The following is a 20,887-nucleotide window of genomic DNA, read 5'->3' on the forward strand; positions in this document are numbered from 1 at the left end:
GGGGATGATGGCCTTGGGGGCCCTGGCCGGTTTTGCCGTGGCCTTTGGCAGCGGGGTGGGAGATGGCAACCTCTGGCTGGCCGTTCTGGCCGCCATGCTGGCCGGTGCGGTAGCGGCTTTGTTGCACGGCTTCGTTACCATCACCCTGCGGGCCAACCAGTTTGTCTCCGGTCTGGCCCTGACCATGCTGGGCCTGGGCTCGGCAGGGCTACTCGGCAAGCGCTTCGAGGGACAGCCTCTCTTCAACCAGCCGCCCGAATGGCCCTTCACGATGGGGGCCATTGGCCTGGCGCTGCTACTGGCCTTTGTGTTCTACGCAACCAAAATGGGCCTTTCGCTCCGCTCGGTGGGCGAAAACCCCGCCGCCGCCGACCTGCTGGGGATCAATGTGCTGGCGGTGCGCTATGCGGCGGTGGCGGCGGGAGGGGCGCTGGCGGGGCTGGCAGGGGCCTATCTCTCGCTGGTCTACCGCCCCTCCTGGACCGATGGCATGACCGCCGGGCTGGGCTGGATTGCCGTAGCGCTGGTGATTTTCGTGGGCTGGAGCCCTCTAAGGGCTGTATTTGGCGCGGTCTTTTTTGGCCTTTTGTACTACCTTCAGTTCAGGCTGCAAGGGCAGGGAGCCATTCCCTCGGAGCTGTTTGCGAGCCTGCCCTACCTTCTGGTTATACTTGTGCTGGCTTTGTCAGGGCTGCGTGGACAGCAAGGCAACGCCCCTGAAGCGCTGGGAAAACCCTATCGGCGGGGTGAACGCTAAAGATTTGGCATCGGCCCAAAGCCCACAAGGGCATGTGGGGCAGGGCAGTAGGAGGGGTTGCATGAGAAAGAGTTGGCTTGTAGGCATCATAGCGGCTTTGGGTCTCAGTTTCGGTATGGCACAACAGGCCAATCTCAAAGCCTGCTTCATCTACGTAGGGCCCATTGGCGATGTGGGCTGGACCTTTGCCCACGACGAGGCCCGCCGGGCCGCCGAGAAGGCCATTCCCGGCCTCACCACACAGTATGTGGAGTCGGTCAAGCCCGCCGACACCCTGGCCACGGTAGACCGCCTGGTCTCGGGGGGTTGTAACGTCATCTTTACGACCTCCTTCGACTTCATGGATCAGACCCTCGAGGCCGCCAAAAAGTACCCGGACGTAATCTTTGCCCATGCCTCTGGCTTCAAGCGGGCCCCCAACATGCTCACCTACATGGCCGACTTCTACCAGATTTACTACCTGAATGGCCTGATGGCGGGCGCCCTGACCAAGAGCAACAAAGTCGGTTATGTGGGGGCTTTCCCCATTCCCGAGCTCAAGCGCCACATCTCGGCATTTGCCCTGGGCGTGCGGGCGGTCAATCCGCGGGCTACCGTAAACGTGAAGTGGATCAACGCCTGGTACGACCCCGTCAAGGCCCGCGAAGCTGCCGAGGCCCTGATGGCCGAAGGCAACGATATTCTGGCCTTCACCGAGGACACCGCCACCGTCATCCAGACCGCAGCCCGCCGCAAGGTGCCCAGCTTTAGCCACTACAACTCGATGTACAAGTACGCTCCCGACTACGTGGTCTCGGGCCAGTTGGTGGACTGGAGCGTGATCTACATCGACATCCTGAAGAAAGTCCAGAACGGCACCTACACCCCCAAGAACCTCCAGAACGTGGACTACTGGTGGCTGGCCCGCGAAAAGGCAGTCATGCTGGGAGCCCAGACCGGTATGCCCATCAACCCCAAGTTTGAAGCGGCCCTCAAGCGGGCGACCCTGACCGTGAACGGCAAGCGGGTCAGCGTGTACGACCGGGTGATGGAGCTTTACAAGGACATTCAGAGCCAAAACCCCAAATGGGATCCCTTCACCGGCCCCATCCGCGACCGCAACGGCGTGCTGCGGGTGCCGGCTGGGCGCACCATGACCGTCAAGGAACTCAACGAGATGCAGTGGATGGCGCCGGGGGTGGTGGGCCAGGTGCCCGACGAACCGAAGTAGAGCGCTCTTCACAAATCTCCCAGAGCTAGGAATCCTTTGTCGCAGACAGTACAGTTGCCGCCCGGAAACTCGAAAACATGCGTCTGGGCCCAGACGCATTCTCGTTTTCGCGGGCGGCAACGTCTGTGAAGGGCGCAATAACAGCAAGAGGTGGGCGGTAGGGAATAGGGTGTGGATGTTGAAAACCACCGCCTACTTCCCACTGCCCACCCCCATCTCATGCTTGCTGAAAGTTGGTCACACGATAGTCGGTAGAAGGGCGTACCCTTGCAACCCCGGCTTGCGATAGCGGTAGGCTGCCCGTTACCATGCACAGAATATGAGCAGCACCCTATCCGACCTCCAGTACGCGGTGGACGTAGCCATGGGCCGCCGTCCGGGAACCCTGCTGCTGAAGAATGCGCGGCTGGTCAATGTTTTTAGCCTCGAGCTACAGCCCACCCACATTCTGTTGGCCGGCCCCCTGGTGGCGGCGGTAGGCCCGGAGTATGCCGGGGCCGAGGCCCTGGAGGTACTGGATTTGGAGGGCCGGGTGGTGGCCCCCGGGCTGATTGATGGGCACGTGCACCTCGAGAGCTCCCTGGTTTCGCCCGCCGAGTACGCCCGTGGCGTGGTGCCGCGGGGCGTGACCGGGGTGGTGACCGACCCGCACGAAATTGGCAACGTGGCGGGGGTGGCGGGGATCGAGTGGCTGATGGAGGCCAGCGAAGGGCTGCCGCTGGAGGTCTGGATTACGGTGCCGTCCTCGGTGCCCTCTACCCCTCTGGAAACCAGCGGCGCAACGCTGGGCCTGACCGAACTAGAGCACTTGCTGGCGCACCCGCGGGTGGTAGGGGTGGCCGAACTGATGAGCTTTCCGGCCATTCTGGCCGCCGACACCGCCGAACTGCAAAAAGTGTTGCTGGCCGAGCGCTTCCGCAAGTCGCCCGAGGGCCACGCCCCCACTCTGACCGGGCGGCCTTTGCAGGGCTACCTGGCCACCGGTATCGCCTCCGACCACGAAAGCACCACCCTGGAGGAGGGCAGGGCCAAGCTCGAGGCAGGCTGCTTTTTGATGGTGCGCGAAGGCTCGACCACCCGCAACCTCGAGGCCCTGGCGCCGCTCCTGAAACCCCAGTACGCCGACCGCATCGGGCTGGTGACCGACGACCGGCTGCCTTCGGACTTGCTGCGCGAAGGGGGGGTGGATTTCCTGGTGCGCAAGGCTATTGCCTTGGGGGCAGACCCTGCCTATGCCATTCGCGCCGGAAGCTGGAATGTGGCCCGCCACTACCGGCTTATGCGCCGGGGTGCGGTGGCGCCGGGCTTCCAGGCCGATTTGGTGGTCTTAGACGACTTGCAAACCTTTCAAGCAGCCCAGGTTTACCAGCGGGGCCGCTTGGCGGCCCAGAACGGGCAGCTCACCTTTGAACTGCCCAAAACCAGGGTCTCGGCGGCGGTTTCCGGCACGGTCAAACTGCCCGCACTACGGCCCCAAGACCTGCGGATTCCGGCTTTTCCCGGCAAGGCCCGGGTGGTACGGGCCATTCCCCACCAGGTTCTAACCGCCGAGGAGCACATAGAGCCAACCGTGCGCAACGGGGAAGTGGTGGCCGACCCCGCGCGCGACCTGGCCAAGCTCATCTGCCTCGAGCGCTACGGCAAAAACGGCCAGATTGGGAAAGGGCTGGTAACGGCCTTTGGGCTACAAAAAGGGGCGCTGGCCTGCACGGTGGGCCACGACCACCACAACCTGATGGCGGTGGGGGTCTCGGACGCCGATATAGTGACGGCAGCTCAAAGGCTTCAGGCCCTGGGCGGGGGCATGATTGCGGTAGCCGATGGCGAGGTGCTGGCCGAGCTGGCCCTGCCCATCGCCGGTCTGATTACCGACGAGCCCTTAGAACAGGTCAACGCCAAGCTAGAGGCCCTCGAGGCCGCCGCCCGGCAACTGGGCGTCACCCTGCCCGACCCCTACATGGTGCTCTCGTTTCTGGGCCTGGCGGTGATTCCCGAGCTACGCCTGACCGACCACGGACTGGTAGATGTCCACAAAGGGGCTTTGGTGCCGCTGCAAGTAGAACCAATGCCGAAAGCTGAAAGCTAAGGGCCAAAAAGCAACACGAGAGATGGGGGTTGGTGGTGGGCGGTGGTTTTCAACGTCTACACCCTACTTCCTACCGCCCACCTCCTGGAATAAAGATAGCGAGAGCGGTTCCCACGAATGGTCGGGACGGTGGTTTTTGCCGTACCGACTACAACACAACGCACCGGGTGCGTCGTATTGGTGGGAAACGCGATGAGGCGTATCAGATTCCTCACTTCGCTGCGCTACGTTCGGAATGACACAATTACCAGACCATTAGCTATCAGCTATCGACCATTCACTATCAGCACCACCGGAGCTTTGGGCCGCTCCGGCTACTACCAGCAAGGGCAACAACTGGGCCGCGGTGGCAATTGCAATGGCCTCCGGGGCCTTGCTCTGGGTAATGGGTAGGCCAATAGGACAGGTGACGCGGGCCAGGTCGGCCTGGGATAAGCCCTGTTGCAGGAGCTTTTGCTGAAAGTTGCGCCACTTGACCGCCGAGCCAATCAGGCCCACAAAGCCCAGATCGCCCCGGCGCAAGGCGGCCTCGAGCACGAACAAATCCTCGGCATGGTCGTGGGTCATGATGACCAGGTGCGCCCCTGCCGGCAGGTCGTTTACCATGCCGTCGAGAATGGGGGCGTGATGAACCCGCACCCGTGCGGTGTTTTGGAGGGTTTGCAAGCGCGCTTCGCCGAGCATGTCGGCCCTCGAGTCCACCAGCCACAGTTCGATGGGTAGCATCGAGAGCACCTTGGCCAGGGCCAGCCCCACATGCCCCACCCCAAAGATGGCCACGGTAGGGCGGGCGGGAACGACAGCCTCGAGCAGAAGCTGCACCTCGCCCCCGCAGCACTGCACCCCGTGTTCGGCGGGGGCGTGTTCGGTCAGACGCAGGGTATGAACCTGCGGAGCCCGGCTTTGGCCCTCCAGCATCCTTCGGGCCAGCGCGATGGCGGTGGCCTCGAGGTTCCCCCCGCCAATGCTGCCCAAAGTCCCTTCTGCCGTGACGAGCATTTTGGCCCCGGCCTCACGCGGCGCATGCCCCCGCACAGACAGCAGCGTGACCAGCACCAGCGGCACTTTTTGCTCGGTCAGTCGGGCCAAGTGCTCAAACCACTCCATGCCAGTCTCCTACAGTTGCCAGGCAACCCAGGCGATTAAGCCTGCCAGGATTAAGAAAAAAATCCCCACCCGCCACCTGCTGGATTTCCCACTGCCAGACCCTTTTGAAGGAGTTGATGCTCTGGCCATTGCTGCAGTCTAGTCCAGTAAACCAAGTGCATCAATCTCCCGAAACCAGGGCCCGTTCCCGCACCTTCTCGATGGCCCAGTAGACCGCCTCGGGCGTGGCGGGCGAGGCCAGTTCTACCACGCCCCCCCTTCCAAAAGCCGCCACAGCGTCGCGCAGGGCTTCGCGTACCGAGATGGCCAACATCAAGGGGGGCTCCCCCACCGCCTTGGAGCCGTACACCACCCCCGGCTCAGTGGCCCGGGGCAGAAGCCGCACGTGGAAGACCTCGGGTAGCTCGGAAAAACTGGGCAGCTTGTAGGTGCTGGCCGAGCGGGTGGCTACCTGGCCCCTGGCATCCCAGCGCAAGTCCTCCAGCGTAAGCCAGCCCACGCCCTGGATAAATCCCCCCTCCACCTGGCCCAGGTCCACCAGCGGGGAGAGCGAGTCACCCACGTCGTGCAAAATATCCACGCGGCGCAAAACGTACTGGCCAGTAAAACCGTCTACCTCCACCTCGCTCACCGCCGCGCCAAAAGCAAAGTAGTGAAAGGGTTTACCCCACATGCGGGTTTTGTCCCAGTGGAGCCCCGGCGTGCGGTAGAAGCCATCGGCAAAAAGCTGCACCCGCTGGGCATAGGCGGCCTTCACCACTTCGGCAAAGCCCAGCCGCTCCTCAGGCTTCCAGATGCTCCAGACCTGGCCGTCTTCAAACACCACGTCGGCAGGGTGAACGCCCAGTTTCTGGGCCGCTACCCCGGCCAGCCGGGCCTTGATTTTTTCGCAGGCATCGCGCACAGCTCCCCCGTTCAGGTCGGCCCCGGTGGAGGCGGCGGTAGCCGAGGTATTGGGCACCTTGTCGGTGCGGGTGGGCATCAGGCGGATGGATTCCAGCGGTACGCCCAGGGTCTGGGCAGCAATCTGCTGAATCTTGGTGAAAAGCCCCTGGCCCATCTCGGTGCCGCCGTGGTTGACCTGCACCGAGCCATCCTGGTAGACCAGCACCAGCGCCCCGGCCTGGTTGAAAGCGGTCAGGTTGAAGGAGATGCCGAACTTAACCGGGGTGATGGCCAGGCCCCGCTTGCGGTGGGGGCTCTGGGCGTTGAACTCGGATACTTCCCGCCGGCGGCGGTCGAACTCGGTGCTTTGTTTGAGCTCGTCCCAGATGAGCCGGATGCGCTCCACATCCTTTACCGCCTGGCCGTAGTGGGTGGTGGAGTGGGGTGCAGGCTCCGGGCTCCGGGTTCCGGGTTCCGCGATGCGCCCCTCCCCTACCCGGTGCCCGGTGCCCTCGGCCCGGTAGAAGTTCCGCTCCCGCACCACCTCCGGCGGCAGGCCCAGGCTGCGGGCCACGCGGTCTATGACCTCTTCGATGAAGACCATACCCTGCGGCCCCCCAAAACCCCGGAAGGCGGTTTGTGAGGTCTTGTGGGTCTTGCAGACCCGGCCCTTCACGTCCATGTGGGGAATGTAGTAGGCGTTGTCGGCGTGGCAGACCGCCCGGGCCATCACCGGCTCGCTCAGGTCTTGCGACCAGCCGCCGTCGGAAAAGAGCTCCATCTGGAGGGCGTGGAGCTCACCGTCTTCGGAAAAACCCACCTTCCAGCGGGCATAAAAGGGGTGGCGCTTGCCGGTGAGGGTGATGTCCTGAAGCCGGTTGAGCCGCACCCGCACCGGGCGGCGGGTCAGGTAGGCCCCCAGGGCCGCTATGGCCGCAAAGGGGTTGGCCTGTACTTCCTTGCCGCCGAAGCCCCCACCCATACGCACGCACTGCACCGTGACCCAATTGCGCGGCAGGCCCAGCACCTGGGCCACAATCTCCTGGGTTTCCGAAGGGTGCTGGGTGGAGGCATGTACCAGAAGGTGATCGGTCTCGTCGAGCACGGCCAAAGAGGCCTGGGTCTCGAGGTAGAAGTGCTCCTGCCCACCGAGCTCGAGCTCCCCCTCGAGCACCCGCGCCGATTCCAGAAGACCCTGCTGCACATCCCCGCGCTTGGCGTGAAGCGTTGCGCCCTGAAAACTCCCCTGGGCTATGGCCTCCCGAATGCTCAGGATGGCGGGCAGCGGCTCATACTCCACCGCTACTCGAGCGGCCCCCAGCCGGGCGGACTCCTCGCTTTCCGCCAACACCCAACAGACCGCCTGGCCAGAGTACATCACCTCGGCGGGAAACAGCGGTTCGTCTTGCTTGAGGCCCGAGTCGTTGAGGCCCGGTACATCCGAGGCCGTGAGCACCCGCACCACCCCCGGCACCGCATACGCAGGCTGAACATCGAGCCGCACAATATGGGCGTGGGCATGAGGGGCCTGTACCGGCCAGGCGTGCAGGGCATTGGGGTAGCGCGGCAGCAGGTCGTCTGTGTAGAGCGCCCGCCCCGTCACGTGCTCGCGGGCCGATTCGTGGGGAATGGCCCTGCCCACCACCTTCATACAGTTACCTCCTGGGTCTCGCTGTAGAACTTCCAGAGCAGGTTGCCCAGCATGGCGGTTCGGTAGGCCGCACTCCCCCGGTGGTCGTCAATTGGTTTGAACTCCGCCTTGATCACCTGAGCCGCCTTGCGGATGCTGGGCTCTCCCCAGGGCTGGCCTACCAGGAAGGCCTCGGTCTGGTAGGCCCGCAACGGCGTTGCCGCCACCCCGCCCAAGCCGATGCGAAGCTGGGCAACCCGGCCTTCCTCGAGCCTGAGTGCAAAGGCTGCCGCCACGGTGGAGATGTCGTCCAGCGGGCGCTTGGCCACCTTGTAAAAACGGGCCTGGGGGGCCAGGGGCAGGGGGATTCGCACCCCCTTGATGAGCTCCCCAGGCTGTAAAACCGTCTGCCGGTATCCGGTGAAGAAGTGCTCGAGCTTCACCACCCGCTCGCCCAGCGCGCTCACCAGCACTACCTCGGCCCCCAGGGCCAGCAACACCGGCGGCGAATCGCCGATGGGCGAGGCCGTACCCAGGTTGCCCCCCAGCGTCGCACGGTTGCGGATCAGGCGCGAGGCAAACAGCGGGAACCACTCGGCCAGCAGGGGAACACGCCCCTCCAGCCAGCGCTCGGCCTCGGAAAGGGTTACGCCTGCTCCGATCTCGATGGCCTCCGACCCCCAGTGGAGGGTTTTGAGCTCGGGCACTGCGTTCAGGTCTAAGAGGGTTTCCGCACGGTAAAACCGTTGGTTGACCTCTACCCCAAGATCGGTGCCACCGGCCAGGAATCGGGCCTGGGGATAGGCTTCTAGCATCTGGAACAACTCACCCAGCGAGGTAGGGCGCAGGTAAGTGGCGCCGGCCTCGTAGCGAAAGCTTTTCAGCGGTGGGGCGGGGTCTGCCAGCCGCCGGGCCAAAGGGTCGTCCGGGGCGGGCCGGCCCAGCGATAGGGCGGCATCGCGGATGGGCCTGTAGCCGGTACAGCGGCAAAGGTTGCCCGAGAGGGCCTCGAGGTCAAAGGTTTCACGTCCTTTGCGGTAGTACTCTGCCGCCATGCTGATCACAAAACCCGGCGTACAGTAGCCACACTGCGAGCCCCCCTGAAGCATGGCCTCCTGCACAGGATGAAGCTTCTCTCCCTGTGCAAGCCCTTCCACCGTCCAAACCTCCTGGTCGGCCAGACCCATCAGCAGCAGCAAACAGCTATTGACCGCCTCGAGCCGCACCCCCGCTCCATCCGGGCGCGCCAACAGCACCGTGCAAGCCCCACACTCCCCCTCGGCGCAACCCTCCTTGCTGCCCAAGAGCCCCGCCTGGCGCAGCCATGCGAGCAAGGTGATATGGGGGTCTACTCCTGAAACCTGCACCATTTGCCCGTTTAATCGAAAGCTGATCTCACCCACTCAAGCCCTCCTGGACTTTGCTTACCTATGGTTGGTTATTGTATAACCAATGCCCGCAGCAAAAAGTAGGGCTTTGCGCTGCTTCTAGACCGACCGAAGGGAGACGCTTTCTTCGCCTACCGACAGGGAGGGGTGTGCTCCAGGGTTCCTAAAGACAGCTTCTGCCTGTCTGCTGTTGGAACGGTCTTTTTGAGGTATTGGTTTTCTACCTGGATGCGATAAAGAGGCCCAGACCCTCAACCTCAGTCGCTGAGCATCATCGGTTCTTCCTTACCGCTCCCCCTGCCCTCGGCCAGCGAGAGCTTGGCCAACGTCAGCGCCAGAACGTAGGTGCCCAGGGCAATGTCCTCGGGCGAGGCGTACTCGTCCGGGCGGTGGCTAACCCCTTCCCGGCAGGGGATGAACAGCATGGCAGTAGGTGCGATGCGGGCCATGAACAAAGAGTCGTGGTAGGCCCGGCTGACCATCAGCTTGAATTTGACGCCAGCGTCGCCACAGGCTTCTACCAGCGCTTTGAGTACCTCCGAGCCCGATTTGGCCGGAGGGTCTATATTGATGATGTCTACGCTGTATTTAATTTCGCGTCGGGTACAGACCTGTTCCACTCCCTGAATGATGTTGCGAATCACCTGGTCGCGGCGGGATTGCTCCACGTCGCGCACGTCTATCTCGAGCTTGACCCGGCTGGGTACGCTATTCACCGCGTTGGGGTAGACCTCGCAGAAGCCGGTGGTGGCCACGGTGTTGATGCTACCGCTGTTCTTGGCAAAGGCTTCCACCCCCAGGATAATCTCGGCGGCAGCGCAAAGGGCATCGTGCCGGTCCGGCATCAGCATGGCCCCGGCATGACCACCCACACCTTCCAGCCCTACCCGCAGCGAAGCGGGGGCCGCAATCGCCGTGACGATGCCCAAAGGTACGTGTTCTTGCTCGAGCACCGGTCCCTGCTCGATATGCAGCTCCACAAAGGCCGCGTAGTAGCCTTCGGGGAGTTGCACATCCTCCAGGCGGCCCATATAACCGGCCTCCCAGCGCACCTCCTCGAGGCTCTTCCCCTCCTGGTCTTTGAGCAGCCTCAACGATTCGGGGTTCAGGACGCCGGCCAGGGCCCGGCTTCCCAGGCAGCCAATCCCAAAGCGGGTGGGCTCTTCAGCTGTAAAAATGAGCAGCTCGATGGAGCGGTAGGGCTTAAAACCGCTGCGCTGGAGCGCCCGAATGGCCTCCAGACCGCCCAGCACCCCAACCGTACCGTCGTACATACCAGCATAGGGAATGGCGTCGAAATGCGAACCTGTGGCCACCGCAGGCAGCTCGGGCGCAGAGCCCTCCCAGCGGGCAAAGATGTTGCCGAGGCCATCCTCCCGCACGCGGAGGCCAGCTTCTTCACACAGGCCCTTGAGATAGGCCCTGGCCCCCAGGTCGGGCTTGGTAAAAAGAATACGGGTAATGGCTGGCTTAGGGGTATCGGAAAACCCCGCCAGCGTGTCCAGTTCGTGGATAATTCGATCTTTATCTACCAGTGGTCTTACAATCATGGGTTGCTCCAGAAAAAACGCCAAACACGACGATAGTTTATGCCGCACCCTACCCGCTTTGCAAAAGAGCCTCGGAGAAGGCGGTTTCCGAGCGCCAGAGCACCCGCCGTTTCAGGTCAAGAGCTCGAGCGAGTGCCGGTTCACGTCCTTATAGATGAGGTATTTGCTGGGGGTTTTGCCCAACGCGCCAAACCACTGTGGGCAGTAGGAGGCCATCCAGATGACATCTCCGGCCTGTACGGTGTACCAGTAGTCGGCCAGGCGGTAGACCCCGCCCCCTTGCAGAAATAGCAGGCCGTGCTCCATGACGTGTGTTTCTACCATGGGCAGGTGGGCCCCAGGGGCAAAGGTCATGGTGTTGACGGCCATATCGAAGGAGAAATGCTCCGGCAGGAGCAAGCGCACCTGGAGGTCTTCGTCGCCCATGAGCGGGCTGCTGGGAATGTCCGGCTCGTGCCCGAGTACCACCTGAGGCACGTCCACCCCGGCCAGGGCCTGGTAGGGTTTGTCGAAAACAACCATTCGAACATTGGACTCTGCTATAAAGCGGTGGGGGGTGTTGGCCGGCAAATATACGTAGTTATTGGCCCATAGCGTGTGCCTGGCACCCCCGACCTCGAGCGCCACCTCGCCCTCCAGCACATAAGCGAAGCGCTGGATGTCCAGCAGGCTCATCTCGCCGGTGCCGCCGGGTTGCATCTCCACGGTGTACATCTTGAAGCGCGCACCCAGTTCGGGCGCAATGTGCACAATGCAGGCGGTATTCACCCAGCCGGGCAGGGGAGCCCGGATGAAGGTGTCGGGGGTCAGGAGGGCATGGTCGGGGGCTACGCGGGTACGGGTAAATCCGGTCAGGCTCATAGTTTCCTCGTCTGTAAGCGCACTTCGCTTGGCTTCTTTATTCTACCCTCCACATACACCGGCTCCCCCCTGAGCCAGGTGCTCACCAGCACGCCCTGGAAGGTCTGGCCCAGGTAGGGGGATAGGGGATGCCGGTAGCGCAGGTTAGGGAGGGTCAGGGTGTGGCTTTGGGTCAGGTCAACCAGGGAAAAATCGGCTTCAAAGCCCTCGGCCAGCTTTCCCTTTTGGGATAGACCAAAGCGCAAGGCCGGGTTCTGGGCCAGCAGGGCGGCAATGCGCTCCAAAGCCAGCCCCCGCCGCTGCCATCCCTCGGTCAGCAGCACGCCGAGGGTGGACTGTACCCCTGCAATCCCGCCCCACAGCGCAAAGAAGTCGTTGCCGTGTTTGAGCTCGGGGGGGCTGGGCGAATGGTCGGAGCCGATGATGTCCACCGCCCCCTGCAGCACCAGGCTCCATAGACCGTTTTGTTCGGAGCGGGAGCGCAGCGGTGGCGCACACTTGCCAACGGCCCCCAGCCGCTCCAGGTCTTCTTCGGTAAAGGTGAGGTAGTGGGGGCAGGTCTCGAGGCTCACGTCTACCCCCCGTGATTTGGCCTCGGCGGCCAGCGCCACCCCGGCACCCGAGCCGATGTGTACGATGTGTAGCTTGCAGCCGGTTTCCTGGGCCAGCAGGAGGGCCCGCCCGATGGCCTCGAGCTCAGTAAAAACAGGACGCGAGGCCACATACTCGCGCCAGGAGCTGCCCTGGGCTCGCATCTTTTTTGCGAGGTGGGCGGTGAGGGCCTCCGACTCGGCGTGCACGGCCACCGGAAGCCCAAGCTGCGCCGCCAGCCGCATGCCTTCGTATAGTGTAGCGTCGTCGCAGGCGGGAAACTCGGGCAGGCCCGAGTTGCACATGAAGGCCTTGAAACCAATCACCCCCCGCTCGGCCAGCTCGGGCAGGTACTCCAGGTTCTTTGGGGTAAGGCCTGCCCAGAGGGCAAAGTCGGTGTAGGAGGAGGCCCGCATGGCCGCTAGTTTCTGGTCGAATGAGGGGGCGTCCAGGGTGCAGGGCAGTGAGTTGAGGGGCATGTCGAAAAACAGCGTGCCGCCCCCGGCCGCAAGGGCTGCGCTACCGGTTTCGATGCCCTCCCAGTGGGCTTGACCCGGCTCGTTGAAGTGCACATGCACATCCACCAGACCCGGAAACACATACAGGCCGGCAGCCGGTACCTCCTGCCGGGCCGGCTCAGCTATTTCCTGCCTTATCTGAACAATGTGTCCGTCCAGCACGCCCATATCGGCTTGCAGGAGGCCCTCTGGTGTGATCAGGTTTCCACCGCGCACAATCAGGTCGAGCATGGCTTCTCCGTTTGAGCATCGAGGGGTATTGGTTCTTGGGGCCAGGTGTTCGCTAGGGTTGATGCTGGGCACTGGCCAGCCGGTGCAAAAAATCCAACCCTGCCCTCAAGGCGGCTTCTACGTCCTGGGGCCAGACCGTTTCGTCCGGGTGGTGCGAAAGGCCCCCGGGGCTTCGCAGGAAAAGCATGGCGACAGGGCACAGCGAGGCCATAATCATGGCGTCATGGCCGGCCCCCGAGGCCATGCGCTGGACAGGATAACCCTGGGCTTCGACCGATAGGGCCAGTTGTTCGGTAAGGTCTGGGTGACAGGGCACTGCGGCTTGTTCGTACCGGGTCAGGTAGCCTAGCTCGAGGCCCCGGCGCTGAGCAACCTGCTGGGCCCGGGTAATCAGGTTGGCCACGGCCAGGCTGCGCACATCGTCGTCTGCATGGCGCACGTCCAGACTCATGCGCACCTCCCCTGGAATCACATTGGCCACCCCCGGCTGGGCCGTAATCATGCCGACCGTGGCCACTAGGCCCGCCTCCTCGCGGGCCTCACGCTCGACCAGCGTAATCCATTCGGCGGCCCCGACCAGGGCATCGCGGCGCAGGTGCATGGGCGAGGTGCCGGCATGTCCGGCTTTGCCGCGGAAGGCCACCTCGAGCCGGCTCTGCCCCACAATGGCCTCCACTATTCCCAGCGGATAGCCCAGAGCCTCCAGCACCGGCCCCTGCTCGATGTGAAACTCCAGATACCCCAACACCTGAGCCGGGTGGTAGGCTGCCTGGGGAATCTGGGCAGGCTCCAAGCCAAACGCCCGGATGACCTCTTCCAGCGAAAGCCCCTGGGCATCCTGAAGCTTCAGGACATCGGGCTCAAAGCGCCCGGCGACCGCCTTGCTGCCCAAAAAAGGCACCCCAAAGCGCACCCCTTCCTCCTCCGAAAAGGCAATCACCTCGAGGGCGAACGGCAGCCGCTCGCCCTCCAGCGCTTTTACCAGGGCCAGCGCCAGCGTCACCCCCAGAGCGCCGTCGTACAGGCCGGCATCGCGTACGGTGTCCACGTGTGAGCCCAATAAAAAGCGCGGGGCCTCGGGGGTTGCCCCGGGGTAGTGCCCAATCAGGTTGCCCACAGCGTCTACACGCACAGCCATGCCCAGCGCTTCCATCCAACCGGTCAGGGTTTCGTGTACAGCCCGCATGGGTGGCGACAAAAAGGTGCGGGTTAGCCGGGCCGGCTCTTCCGAAAAACGGCCAAGCTGCCGACAGCGTGCAATGGCCTCCTGCGCAAGTTGTTCGGGTATCATGGCTTCCAGATTCTATCCTTGGAGCTTTAACTCAACTTCCCCGGTAGGTGCTGTAACCATAGGGCGAGATGAGCAGGGGCACGTGGTAATGCCCCGTAGCTTCGGCAATGCCGAAGCGAATCGGTACCTTGTCCAGAAAGGGCGGGTCGGGCAGGGACAAGCCCTGGGCTTTGAAATAGGCGGCCACATAGAAAACCAGCTCGTAGATGCCGACCGGGATGGTCTCACCCGCAAGCAGCGGTGTGTCGGTGCGGCCATCGGCGTTGGTGCGGGTTGCGCTAACGAGGGTGCGTTCGCCCGCGGGGCCGATGCGGAAGAGCTCGAGGTCGAGCCCAGCCGCCGGACGCCCATGGGCGGTATCCAGAACATGCGTGGAAAGCCGAGCCATATGCTTATCCTACGGGCCCTTGGCTCCCTGGGCCACCCAGGCTCCCAGTTTGGCCCGTTGTTCGGTTGTCATAGATGGAACCCCTGGCACCAGCAAGGGCATGTACTGGGTGTCCACCGAGACCTGCTTGATTTTCTGCGCATACCCCACAATCCGCTCCGGCGTGTCCAGCATCACCCCTCCCGGTGCCGAAGCAAAGCCGGGCTGGGTGGGGCGGGCCGCGTGGCACATCTGGCAGTGGTTCTGGATAATGCTTTGCACCTCGGCAAAGGCCACCGGTGCGGTTTCCTGAAGCACAGTGCTTTTCTGCGGGGCGGTCAGGTAAAACGCACCCAGCAGCAAAGCCACCGCCAGTACCAGCAAATAGGGCATCGCCCCACCCTGCACCACAGTTTGGTGGTGTTCTTTTTCGGTCACGTTGATGAAGTGCCGTACTGCCACCCCCGCCACAAACAGCGCAATCAGAATGAGCCAGTGGGCCCCATGGTTGTAGGTCATGGGGAAGTGGTGGGCAATCATGGTAAAGAGCACCGGCAGGGTGAGGTAGTTGTTGTGGCGCGAGCGAAACTGCACCCAGGCCACAAACTGGGGGTCGAGGGCCTGGCCTTGTTGCGCCGCTCGCACCAGCTTCTTTTGCGAAGGGATGATCACAAAAAAGACGTTGGCCGCCATGATGGTGCCCAGCATGGCCCCAATGTGCATAAAGGTTCCGCGCCCGCTGAAAACCTGCCCCAGCAGATAAGCAGCCCCGGTCACCAGCACGCCTCCGACCAGTAAAAAAAGCGCCGGTCGGTACAGGAGCTGGGTGTTGGAAAGCCCGACATACACCAGCCAGGCCATTACCAGGCTTCCGACCGCTACTGCGATGGCGGCCCAGCCTGGCAGGGTACTGCCCGGGGGCAGCAAAATGGCCCTGGGGTCGGCATAGTAGACGATGATCAGGAGCAAGAACCCTGTAACCCAGGTCAGGTAGGCGTCCCATTTGAACCAGTGCAGGTAACGGGGTAGCTGGGCGGGGGCGGTTTTGTACTTTTCCAGGTAGTAAATACCCCCTCCGTGAATGGTCCATATGTTGCCGGACAGTTCGGTCCGCACCCCCTGGCGCTCGAGGGCGTTCTCCAAAAAGATGAAGTAAAAGCTGGCCCCGATCCAGGCGATGCCGTAAATGATGTGAAGCCAGCGCACCGCCAGGTTGAGCCATTCTCGCGCGTGGGCCTGCCAGCCATTGGCCAGGGTGAGGTAAAGGCCCAACGCCAACAGGGCCAGGATGGCCAGAATCCAGGGCCACTTGACCAGGCGCAGGCGGTCTTGATCGAGGATGTTCATAGCGAGAGTTTAGGCTTTGTCGAGCAGGTCGGCAAGGCGAAAGTAGGCGATTTTGTAGATCTCTTCCAGGGCGGTTTGAAACTCGAGCTCGGGATGGTTTTGTAGCCTCTGTTCCATGGCCCTGAGGACGTCTGCTTTGGTTTTGCCCCGTACCGCCAGGATGAAGGGAAAGCCGAACTGGGCGGTATAGGCCTGGTTTAGGGCCTGGATGTGCTGGAACTCCTCGGGCGAGAGGGCATCGAGACCGGCCCCTTTTTGCTCCGAGACCGAAGCCGGGGCCATGCGGGCGCGGCTGCCAAGGTCGGGGTGGGCCCGGATAAGGGCGAGCTGGGCCTCCTTGGGCGCTTCCTGCACACAGCGCACCATCGCGCGGTGTAGAGCCTTTAGGCTATCCCAGGGGCGGCTCTCCCAGGCCTGGAGCGCAATCCAGGGCGAGTGCTCGAACACCCACCCCACCGCCTCCACAAAGGCTTCTCGGGAAAGCTGGTTCATTTCAGCTAGGGTCATGGTACGTCTTTCGAGGGTCAAAGGTTTGGTGCGGTTCTCGCGCATACTCGGTTCAGCAAACCTGCTGCACCGGACACATTACGACTCGCCGTGTAAGACATGATGACGGGAAGCGCGATAGGGCCCGAGGCTCTTGGGCTATGGGCCAGCCATGATGCAAGCTTTCGGCCTTCAGCCTTAGGTGCATGGCTCCCATCACGCATGCTGGCTGCGGTAGGCCCAGCCCACCAGCCTGCGTTCCAGAAAAGCAAACACCCCGTAAAGGGCAATGCCCATCACGGCAATGACCAGCAACCCACCAAACACCAGCGGCACATTGAACTGCGAGCTGGCCGAGGTCATCATGTATCCGATGCCTTTTTGCGAGGCGGCAATCTCCGAGATGACTGCCCCCACAAAAGCCAGCGTGATGGCCACCTTGAGCGAGGCGAAAAAGTAGGGCAAGGAGAAGGGGATGGAGACCCGGGTGAAGGCCTCGAGGCGGCTCGAGCCCAGCACCCTGAGCACCTCCCTTAGCTCCGGCGGCACCGCCGCCAGGCCGGTAGCGACGTTTACCACGATGGGGAAAAACGAGATCAGGAAAGCCGTCAGGATGGCCGGCACCGTCCCGATGCCAAACCACAACACCAGCACCGGTACCAAAGCGGCCTTGGGCACGCTGTTAAAACCCACCAGGATGGGGTACAGCGCCAGGTTCAAGGGCCTGGAGGTGCCCACCGCTGCACCCAGGAGCACCCCTGCCACCACTGCAATTCCGAAGCCAGCCAGGGTTGTCCAGAGGGTCTGCCAGGCGTGTCCCATCACCACCCCCCAGACCGGCTGGAGCGACTGGATGGCCTGCGATGGGGCCGGTAGCACAAAAGGCGGAATTTTGAAGAGCCACACTGCCAGCTCCCACAGCACAAAAAGCCCCACAACGGCCCCTACTGCTATCAAGGTATCTTTAGTTTTGCTCAAGCGCACCTCCCTCAGGCTCCCACACCCTTCAGACCGCTAATCTGGGTGCGCATCCCGCCTATCTGCTCGCGCAGCTCCTTGACGATGTGGGCGAAGGCGTCTTCGTAGGTAAGCTCGAGCCCCCGCGGACGGGGAAACTCAATCCGGCGGCTGTAGGCAATGCGGCCCGGTCGGGTGCTCATGGTGTAGATGGTATCGGACAGGTAGACCGCCTCACGCAGGTCGTGGGTTACTAGAATCACGGTAGGCTTGCGGCTCATGTAAAGCACTTGCATGGCCTGCCAGAGTTCCTCGCGGGTAAAGGCATCCAGCGCCGAAAAGGGCTCGTCGAGCATCAGGATTTCGGGCTGGTGGATCAGGGCCCGGCACAGGCTGGCCCTCTGCTGCATGCCACCGGACAGCTCCCATACGTGCGCATCCTCGAAGCCCGCGAGCCCCACCGAGGCCATCAACTCGCGGGCGGCTTCGATGTAGGGCCTGGGGTTCTGGCGGTAGCGTTGCTTGTGCTGGGGGGAGACCTCGAGGGGCAGCAAAATATTTTGCAATATGGTGCGCCAGGGCATCAGGGTAGGGTTCTGGAAGGCCATTCCGATGCCGGAAATGGGCCCCTTCACCACCCGGCCATGTACCGTGGCGGCGCCGTTGCTGGGGGGCCGAAGCCCCGAAATTACCCTCAAGAGCGTAGACTTCCCACAGCCCGAAGGCCCCACCAGGGCCACAAACTCGCCCTGGGCAATGGAAAGGTTGACCCCCTCCACCGCCAGGTAGCCGTTATCGTAGCGCAGACTGACGTTACTGAGCTCAATAAAAGACATGGTTTTTCCTTGGGCTAAAGTTTAGCCCGGTTGGCCTCGGCGGTCAAAATTCCCTTAGCGGGCCGGGCCGGTCACCCTTCGATCGGCGATGGGCGGTAGGAAGCGGTCGCTCCAAACCTGTTCGACCTTGAGCGTGGTTGGCAGCTCGAAGGCTTTGGCCACCGCCTGAATGTTGCGCTCCACTCGCTCGCGGCGCACCGAGCCCAGCCCAAAGGCCCGGCTGTCCGGGGTGAGGACGTGGGAGTTGAGGGCCAAAAGCAGCCGTTCGCGCTCGAGGGCCTCGTTAATAAGCCCATCGCGCCGCTTGACCGCTGCGATACCCTCGCTGGGGTTGGCGATGACATCTTTGAAGCCCTTGACCAGGGCTCGGAGAAAAGCCGCAACCGCCTGAGGGTTGGCCTGGGCAAACTCGCGCCGCACCACCACCGCGTTGCCGTAGAGGTTTTGCGTGTAGTCGCCATACTTGAAGATGACCATGTCCTCAGGCTTAACCCCCACGTTCCGCAGATTCAGGAAGGAGGTGAAGTAAAACCCGGTAATGCCGTCGGCCTGGCCGCGGGCCAGGGTGGGCTCGCGTAGCGGCACGTCCACATTAATGAAGCTGACCCGGGCCGGGTCTATGCCCACCGCCTCGGCAAATACCGGAAAGAGCCTTCGGCCCGCATCGCCCGCGGGGGCGGCCAGGGTTTTGCCTACCAGGTCTGAGGGTCGGGCGATACCCTTGCTTTTGAGAGAAAACACCGCGGCAGGGGTGGTGTTGTAGACCATGAAGACCGCCAGGAGCTGGTTGTTGGGGTTGCGGGTGTTGAATTCGATGAGGGAGTTGAAGTCGGCAAAGCCCATGTCGTAGTTGTTGGCGGCTATCTTGCTGATGGCGTCGGATGAGCCAAAACCCCGGTCAATGCTCACATTCAGGCCCTCGGCGGTGTAGTAGCCCTTATCCTGGGCCAGCAAGAAGGGTGCGGTAGGGCCCTGAAAGGCAAAGTCGAGGGTGAAGCGCACGTTGGTGCGGGGCTGGGCCAGGCCCAGGCCGGTCAGGAGCAAAAGGACAAAAAGCAGACCTCGAGTCCACATAGCAAACCTCCCTGGTGTTGGTTACACCTGGGCAGAGTATATGAGTGGGCCTTAGCGGGTGTCAACGGCAACTCGTGAAGTTATCGGATAGTTTTCACATCTGGAGCGGCGACGAGTCAAAAAAGGTGCAAAGTGTCAGCAAAATCAGGTGCGTTTGGCGCATTTTGTGATTACATTTTGCAAATACGAGTAGTTCAGAGCTCCCGCATCGCCTGCTCTACGACCGCCAGGGTGCGCTCGAGGTCGGCTTGGCTGTGGGCCGCCGAGAAAAACGCAGCCTCGAACTGACTGGGCGGCCAGTAAACACCCCGTTCCAAAAGGCCATGGAAGAAAACCTTGAAGCGTTTGGTATCGGAGGCTACGGCCTCGGCGTAGGTTTGCACCGGCCCTTCGTGGAAGAAGACAGTGATCATGGAACCCACCCGGTTGATGGCTACCGGCACCCCGGCTTCAGCGAAAAGGGCCTGCAAGCCTTGCTCCAGAGCCGCTCCGTAGGCCTCGAGCTGGGCATAAGGCGGGTTTTGGAAGAGGGTTTTCAGGGTGGCCAGCCCCGCCGCCATGGCCAGCGGATTCCCGCTCAGGGTGCCGGCCTGGTAGACCGGGCCCAAGGGCGCTATTTGCTGCATAACCTCGGCCCGGCCCCCGTAGGCCCCCACCGGCAAGCCCCCACCGATAATCTTGCCCCAGCAGATGAGGTCGGGCTGCAAGCCCAGAAGCTCCACCGCGCCCCCCCTGGCCAGGCGGAAGCCAGTCATCACCTCGTCGGCAATAAGCAAGGCCCCATACTGCCGGGTGAGGCGGTGCAGGGCTTCCAGAAAGGCCCGGGTGGGCACCAGAACCCCCGCGTTGCCCACAACGGGTTCGAAAATAACCGCGGCGATTTGTTCGCCGTACCGCTGAAACAGGCTTTCTAAGCCCTCGGGGTCGTTGTAGTCGGCCACCAGGGTGAGTTCGGCAAAAGCCTGGGGTACCCCGGCGCTCGAGGGGGCGCTCCTGGCGGTGCCCCCAGCGCCGGTGAGCAGCCCCGAGCCGGCCTGCACCAGCAGGCTATCGGCGTGGCCGTGGTAGTTGCCGCGAAACTTCACAATCAGGTCGCGCCCGGTGTAGCCGCGGGCCAGCCGCAAGGCGCTCATGGTGGCCTCGGTGCCGCTGCTGACAAAGCGCACCAGGTCGGCCATGGGATAGGCCTCGCGCACCTGCTCGGCCAGCCGCACCTCGCGTTCGGTGGGGGCCCCGTAGCTGAGCCCCTCCAGGAGGGCCTGCTCTATGGCCGCGACCACCGCAGGGTGGCTGTGCCCCAGGATCATGGGCCCCCAGGAGCCCAGGTAGTCGAGGAGCTGGTTGCCGTCGGCGTCCCAGAGGTAGGCCCCCTGGGCCCGCGCGATAAAGCGGGGGGTTCCACCCACTGCTTTGAAGGCCCGCACGGGAGAGTTTACCCCGCCGGGAATCACTTGCTGGGCCTGGCTGAAAAGTTCCTCTGAGCGCCGGGTCGAAAGACTCATGCCCAGAACTTAGCACCCCCGGGCCCGATGGGCAATCCTTCCCCCGGGTTGTAGTGGTGGCGCGCTGAGGGGCTTCGTGGGGTGCCCTGGCTGCGGGTTTTCAGCAGTGGCATGTGTCCCCGGATTTCCGGCGTGATTCCCTTCCAAAAGCGATTAAAACCAACGGGTGACAATTTTGTGACACTTTTCTAAGGGATTTGCTACTGATAATCA

At 62.9% G+C, this 20,887-nt stretch carries 17 protein-coding genes; 3 read left to right on the forward strand and 14 right to left on the reverse strand.

Annotated features, from left to right (window positions below; genetic code table 11):
- From Mhypo_RS10840 to ade, 3 genes are all read left to right on the forward strand, one after another.
- Positions 1–757: ABC transporter permease (locus tag Mhypo_RS10840; protein ID WP_147371349.1), on the forward strand; the 757-nt coding region annotated here is incomplete at its 5' end.
- A gap of 61 nt (positions 758–818) precedes the next feature.
- On the forward strand, positions 819–1,967 hold the full coding sequence (locus Mhypo_RS10845; protein ID WP_119341314.1) for a BMP family ABC transporter substrate-binding protein: 1,149 nt from the start codon (positions 819–821) through the stop codon (positions 1,965–1,967).
- A 319-nt stretch (positions 1,968–2,286) separates the two neighbouring features.
- Positions 2,287–4,053 carry an adenine deaminase gene (ade, locus tag Mhypo_RS10850; RefSeq protein WP_119341315.1) on the forward strand — a complete coding sequence of 589 codons (1,767 nt, stop codon included), beginning with the start codon at positions 2,287–2,289 and terminating at the stop codon, positions 4,051–4,053.
- A 255-nt stretch (positions 4,054–4,308) separates the two neighbouring features.
- Here the strand turns inward: ade and xdhC are convergent, their stop codons facing one another.
- The 14 genes from xdhC to hemL all read right to left on the reverse strand — a co-directional run bounded on the left by xdhC (position 4,309) and on the right by hemL (position 20,674).
- Entirely contained in the window at positions 4,309–5,160 is an 852-nt protein-coding gene (xdhC, locus tag Mhypo_RS10855) for a xanthine dehydrogenase accessory protein XdhC (protein ID WP_119341316.1), read from the reverse strand.
- 160 nt (positions 5,161–5,320) lie between these two features.
- Positions 5,321–7,696: a xanthine dehydrogenase molybdopterin binding subunit gene (gene xdhB / locus Mhypo_RS10860; RefSeq protein ID WP_119341317.1), complete on the reverse strand. Its 2,376-nt coding sequence runs from the start codon at positions 7,694–7,696 to the stop codon at positions 5,321–5,323.
- A complete protein-coding gene (locus Mhypo_RS10865) occupies positions 7,693–9,078 on the reverse strand; it encodes a xanthine dehydrogenase small subunit (protein WP_119341318.1) in 1,386 nt (461 codons plus the stop codon). Before Mhypo_RS10865 ends, xdhB begins: the two co-directional genes overlap by 4 nt.
- 242 nt (positions 9,079–9,320) lie before the next feature.
- On the reverse strand, positions 9,321–10,613 hold the full coding sequence (locus Mhypo_RS10870; protein ID WP_119341319.1) for a M20 family metallo-hydrolase: 1,293 nt from the start codon (positions 10,611–10,613) through the stop codon (positions 9,321–9,323).
- Positions 10,614–10,724: 111 nt separating this feature from the next.
- Positions 10,725–11,474, reverse strand: coding sequence for a (S)-ureidoglycine aminohydrolase (allE, locus tag Mhypo_RS10875; protein ID WP_119341320.1), 750 nt, complete (start codon positions 11,472–11,474; stop codon positions 10,725–10,727).
- Positions 11,471–12,814 (reverse strand): allantoinase, encoded by a 1,344-nt coding sequence (locus Mhypo_RS10880; protein ID WP_119341321.1) that lies wholly within the window; start codon positions 12,812–12,814, stop codon positions 11,471–11,473. Before Mhypo_RS10880 ends, allE begins: the two co-directional genes overlap by 4 nt.
- 52 nt (positions 12,815–12,866) lie before the next feature.
- On the reverse strand, positions 12,867–14,105 hold the full coding sequence (locus tag Mhypo_RS10885) for an allantoate amidohydrolase (RefSeq protein ID WP_119341322.1): 1,239 nt from the start codon (positions 14,103–14,105) through the stop codon (positions 12,867–12,869).
- A 31-nt stretch (positions 14,106–14,136) separates the two neighbouring features.
- Positions 14,137–14,493 (reverse strand): hydroxyisourate hydrolase, encoded by a 357-nt coding sequence (gene uraH, locus Mhypo_RS10890; protein WP_119341323.1) that lies wholly within the window; start codon positions 14,491–14,493, stop codon positions 14,137–14,139.
- A gap of 9 nt (positions 14,494–14,502) precedes the next feature.
- Positions 14,503–15,819 (reverse strand): urate hydroxylase PuuD, encoded by a 1,317-nt coding sequence (locus tag Mhypo_RS10895; RefSeq protein ID WP_119341324.1) that lies wholly within the window; start codon positions 15,817–15,819, stop codon positions 14,503–14,505.
- A 9-nt stretch (positions 15,820–15,828) separates the two neighbouring features.
- Entirely contained in the window at positions 15,829–16,311 is a 483-nt protein-coding gene (gene uraD, locus Mhypo_RS10900; protein WP_240637220.1) for a 2-oxo-4-hydroxy-4-carboxy-5-ureidoimidazoline decarboxylase, read from the reverse strand.
- 210 nt (positions 16,312–16,521) lie between these two features.
- Positions 16,522–17,283, reverse strand: coding sequence for an ABC transporter permease (locus Mhypo_RS10905; RefSeq protein ID WP_119341339.1), 762 nt, complete (start codon positions 17,281–17,283; stop codon positions 16,522–16,524).
- A gap of 11 nt (positions 17,284–17,294) precedes the next feature.
- On the reverse strand, positions 17,295–18,098 hold the full coding sequence (locus Mhypo_RS10910) for an ABC transporter ATP-binding protein (protein WP_119341325.1): 804 nt from the start codon (positions 18,096–18,098) through the stop codon (positions 17,295–17,297).
- Positions 18,099–18,152: 54 nt separating this feature from the next.
- Positions 18,153–19,172 (reverse strand): ABC transporter substrate-binding protein, encoded by a 1,020-nt coding sequence (locus tag Mhypo_RS10915; protein WP_119341326.1) that lies wholly within the window; start codon positions 19,170–19,172, stop codon positions 18,153–18,155.
- Positions 19,173–19,366: 194 nt separating this feature from the next.
- On the reverse strand, positions 19,367–20,674 hold the full coding sequence (gene hemL, locus Mhypo_RS10920; RefSeq protein ID WP_119341327.1) for a glutamate-1-semialdehyde 2,1-aminomutase: 1,308 nt from the start codon (positions 20,672–20,674) through the stop codon (positions 19,367–19,369).
- Between the last annotated feature and the right edge of the window lie 213 nt (positions 20,675–20,887).

Source organism: Meiothermus hypogaeus (assembly GCF_003574035.1).
GTDB lineage: Bacteria > Deinococcota > Deinococci > Deinococcales > Thermaceae > Meiothermus > Meiothermus hypogaeus.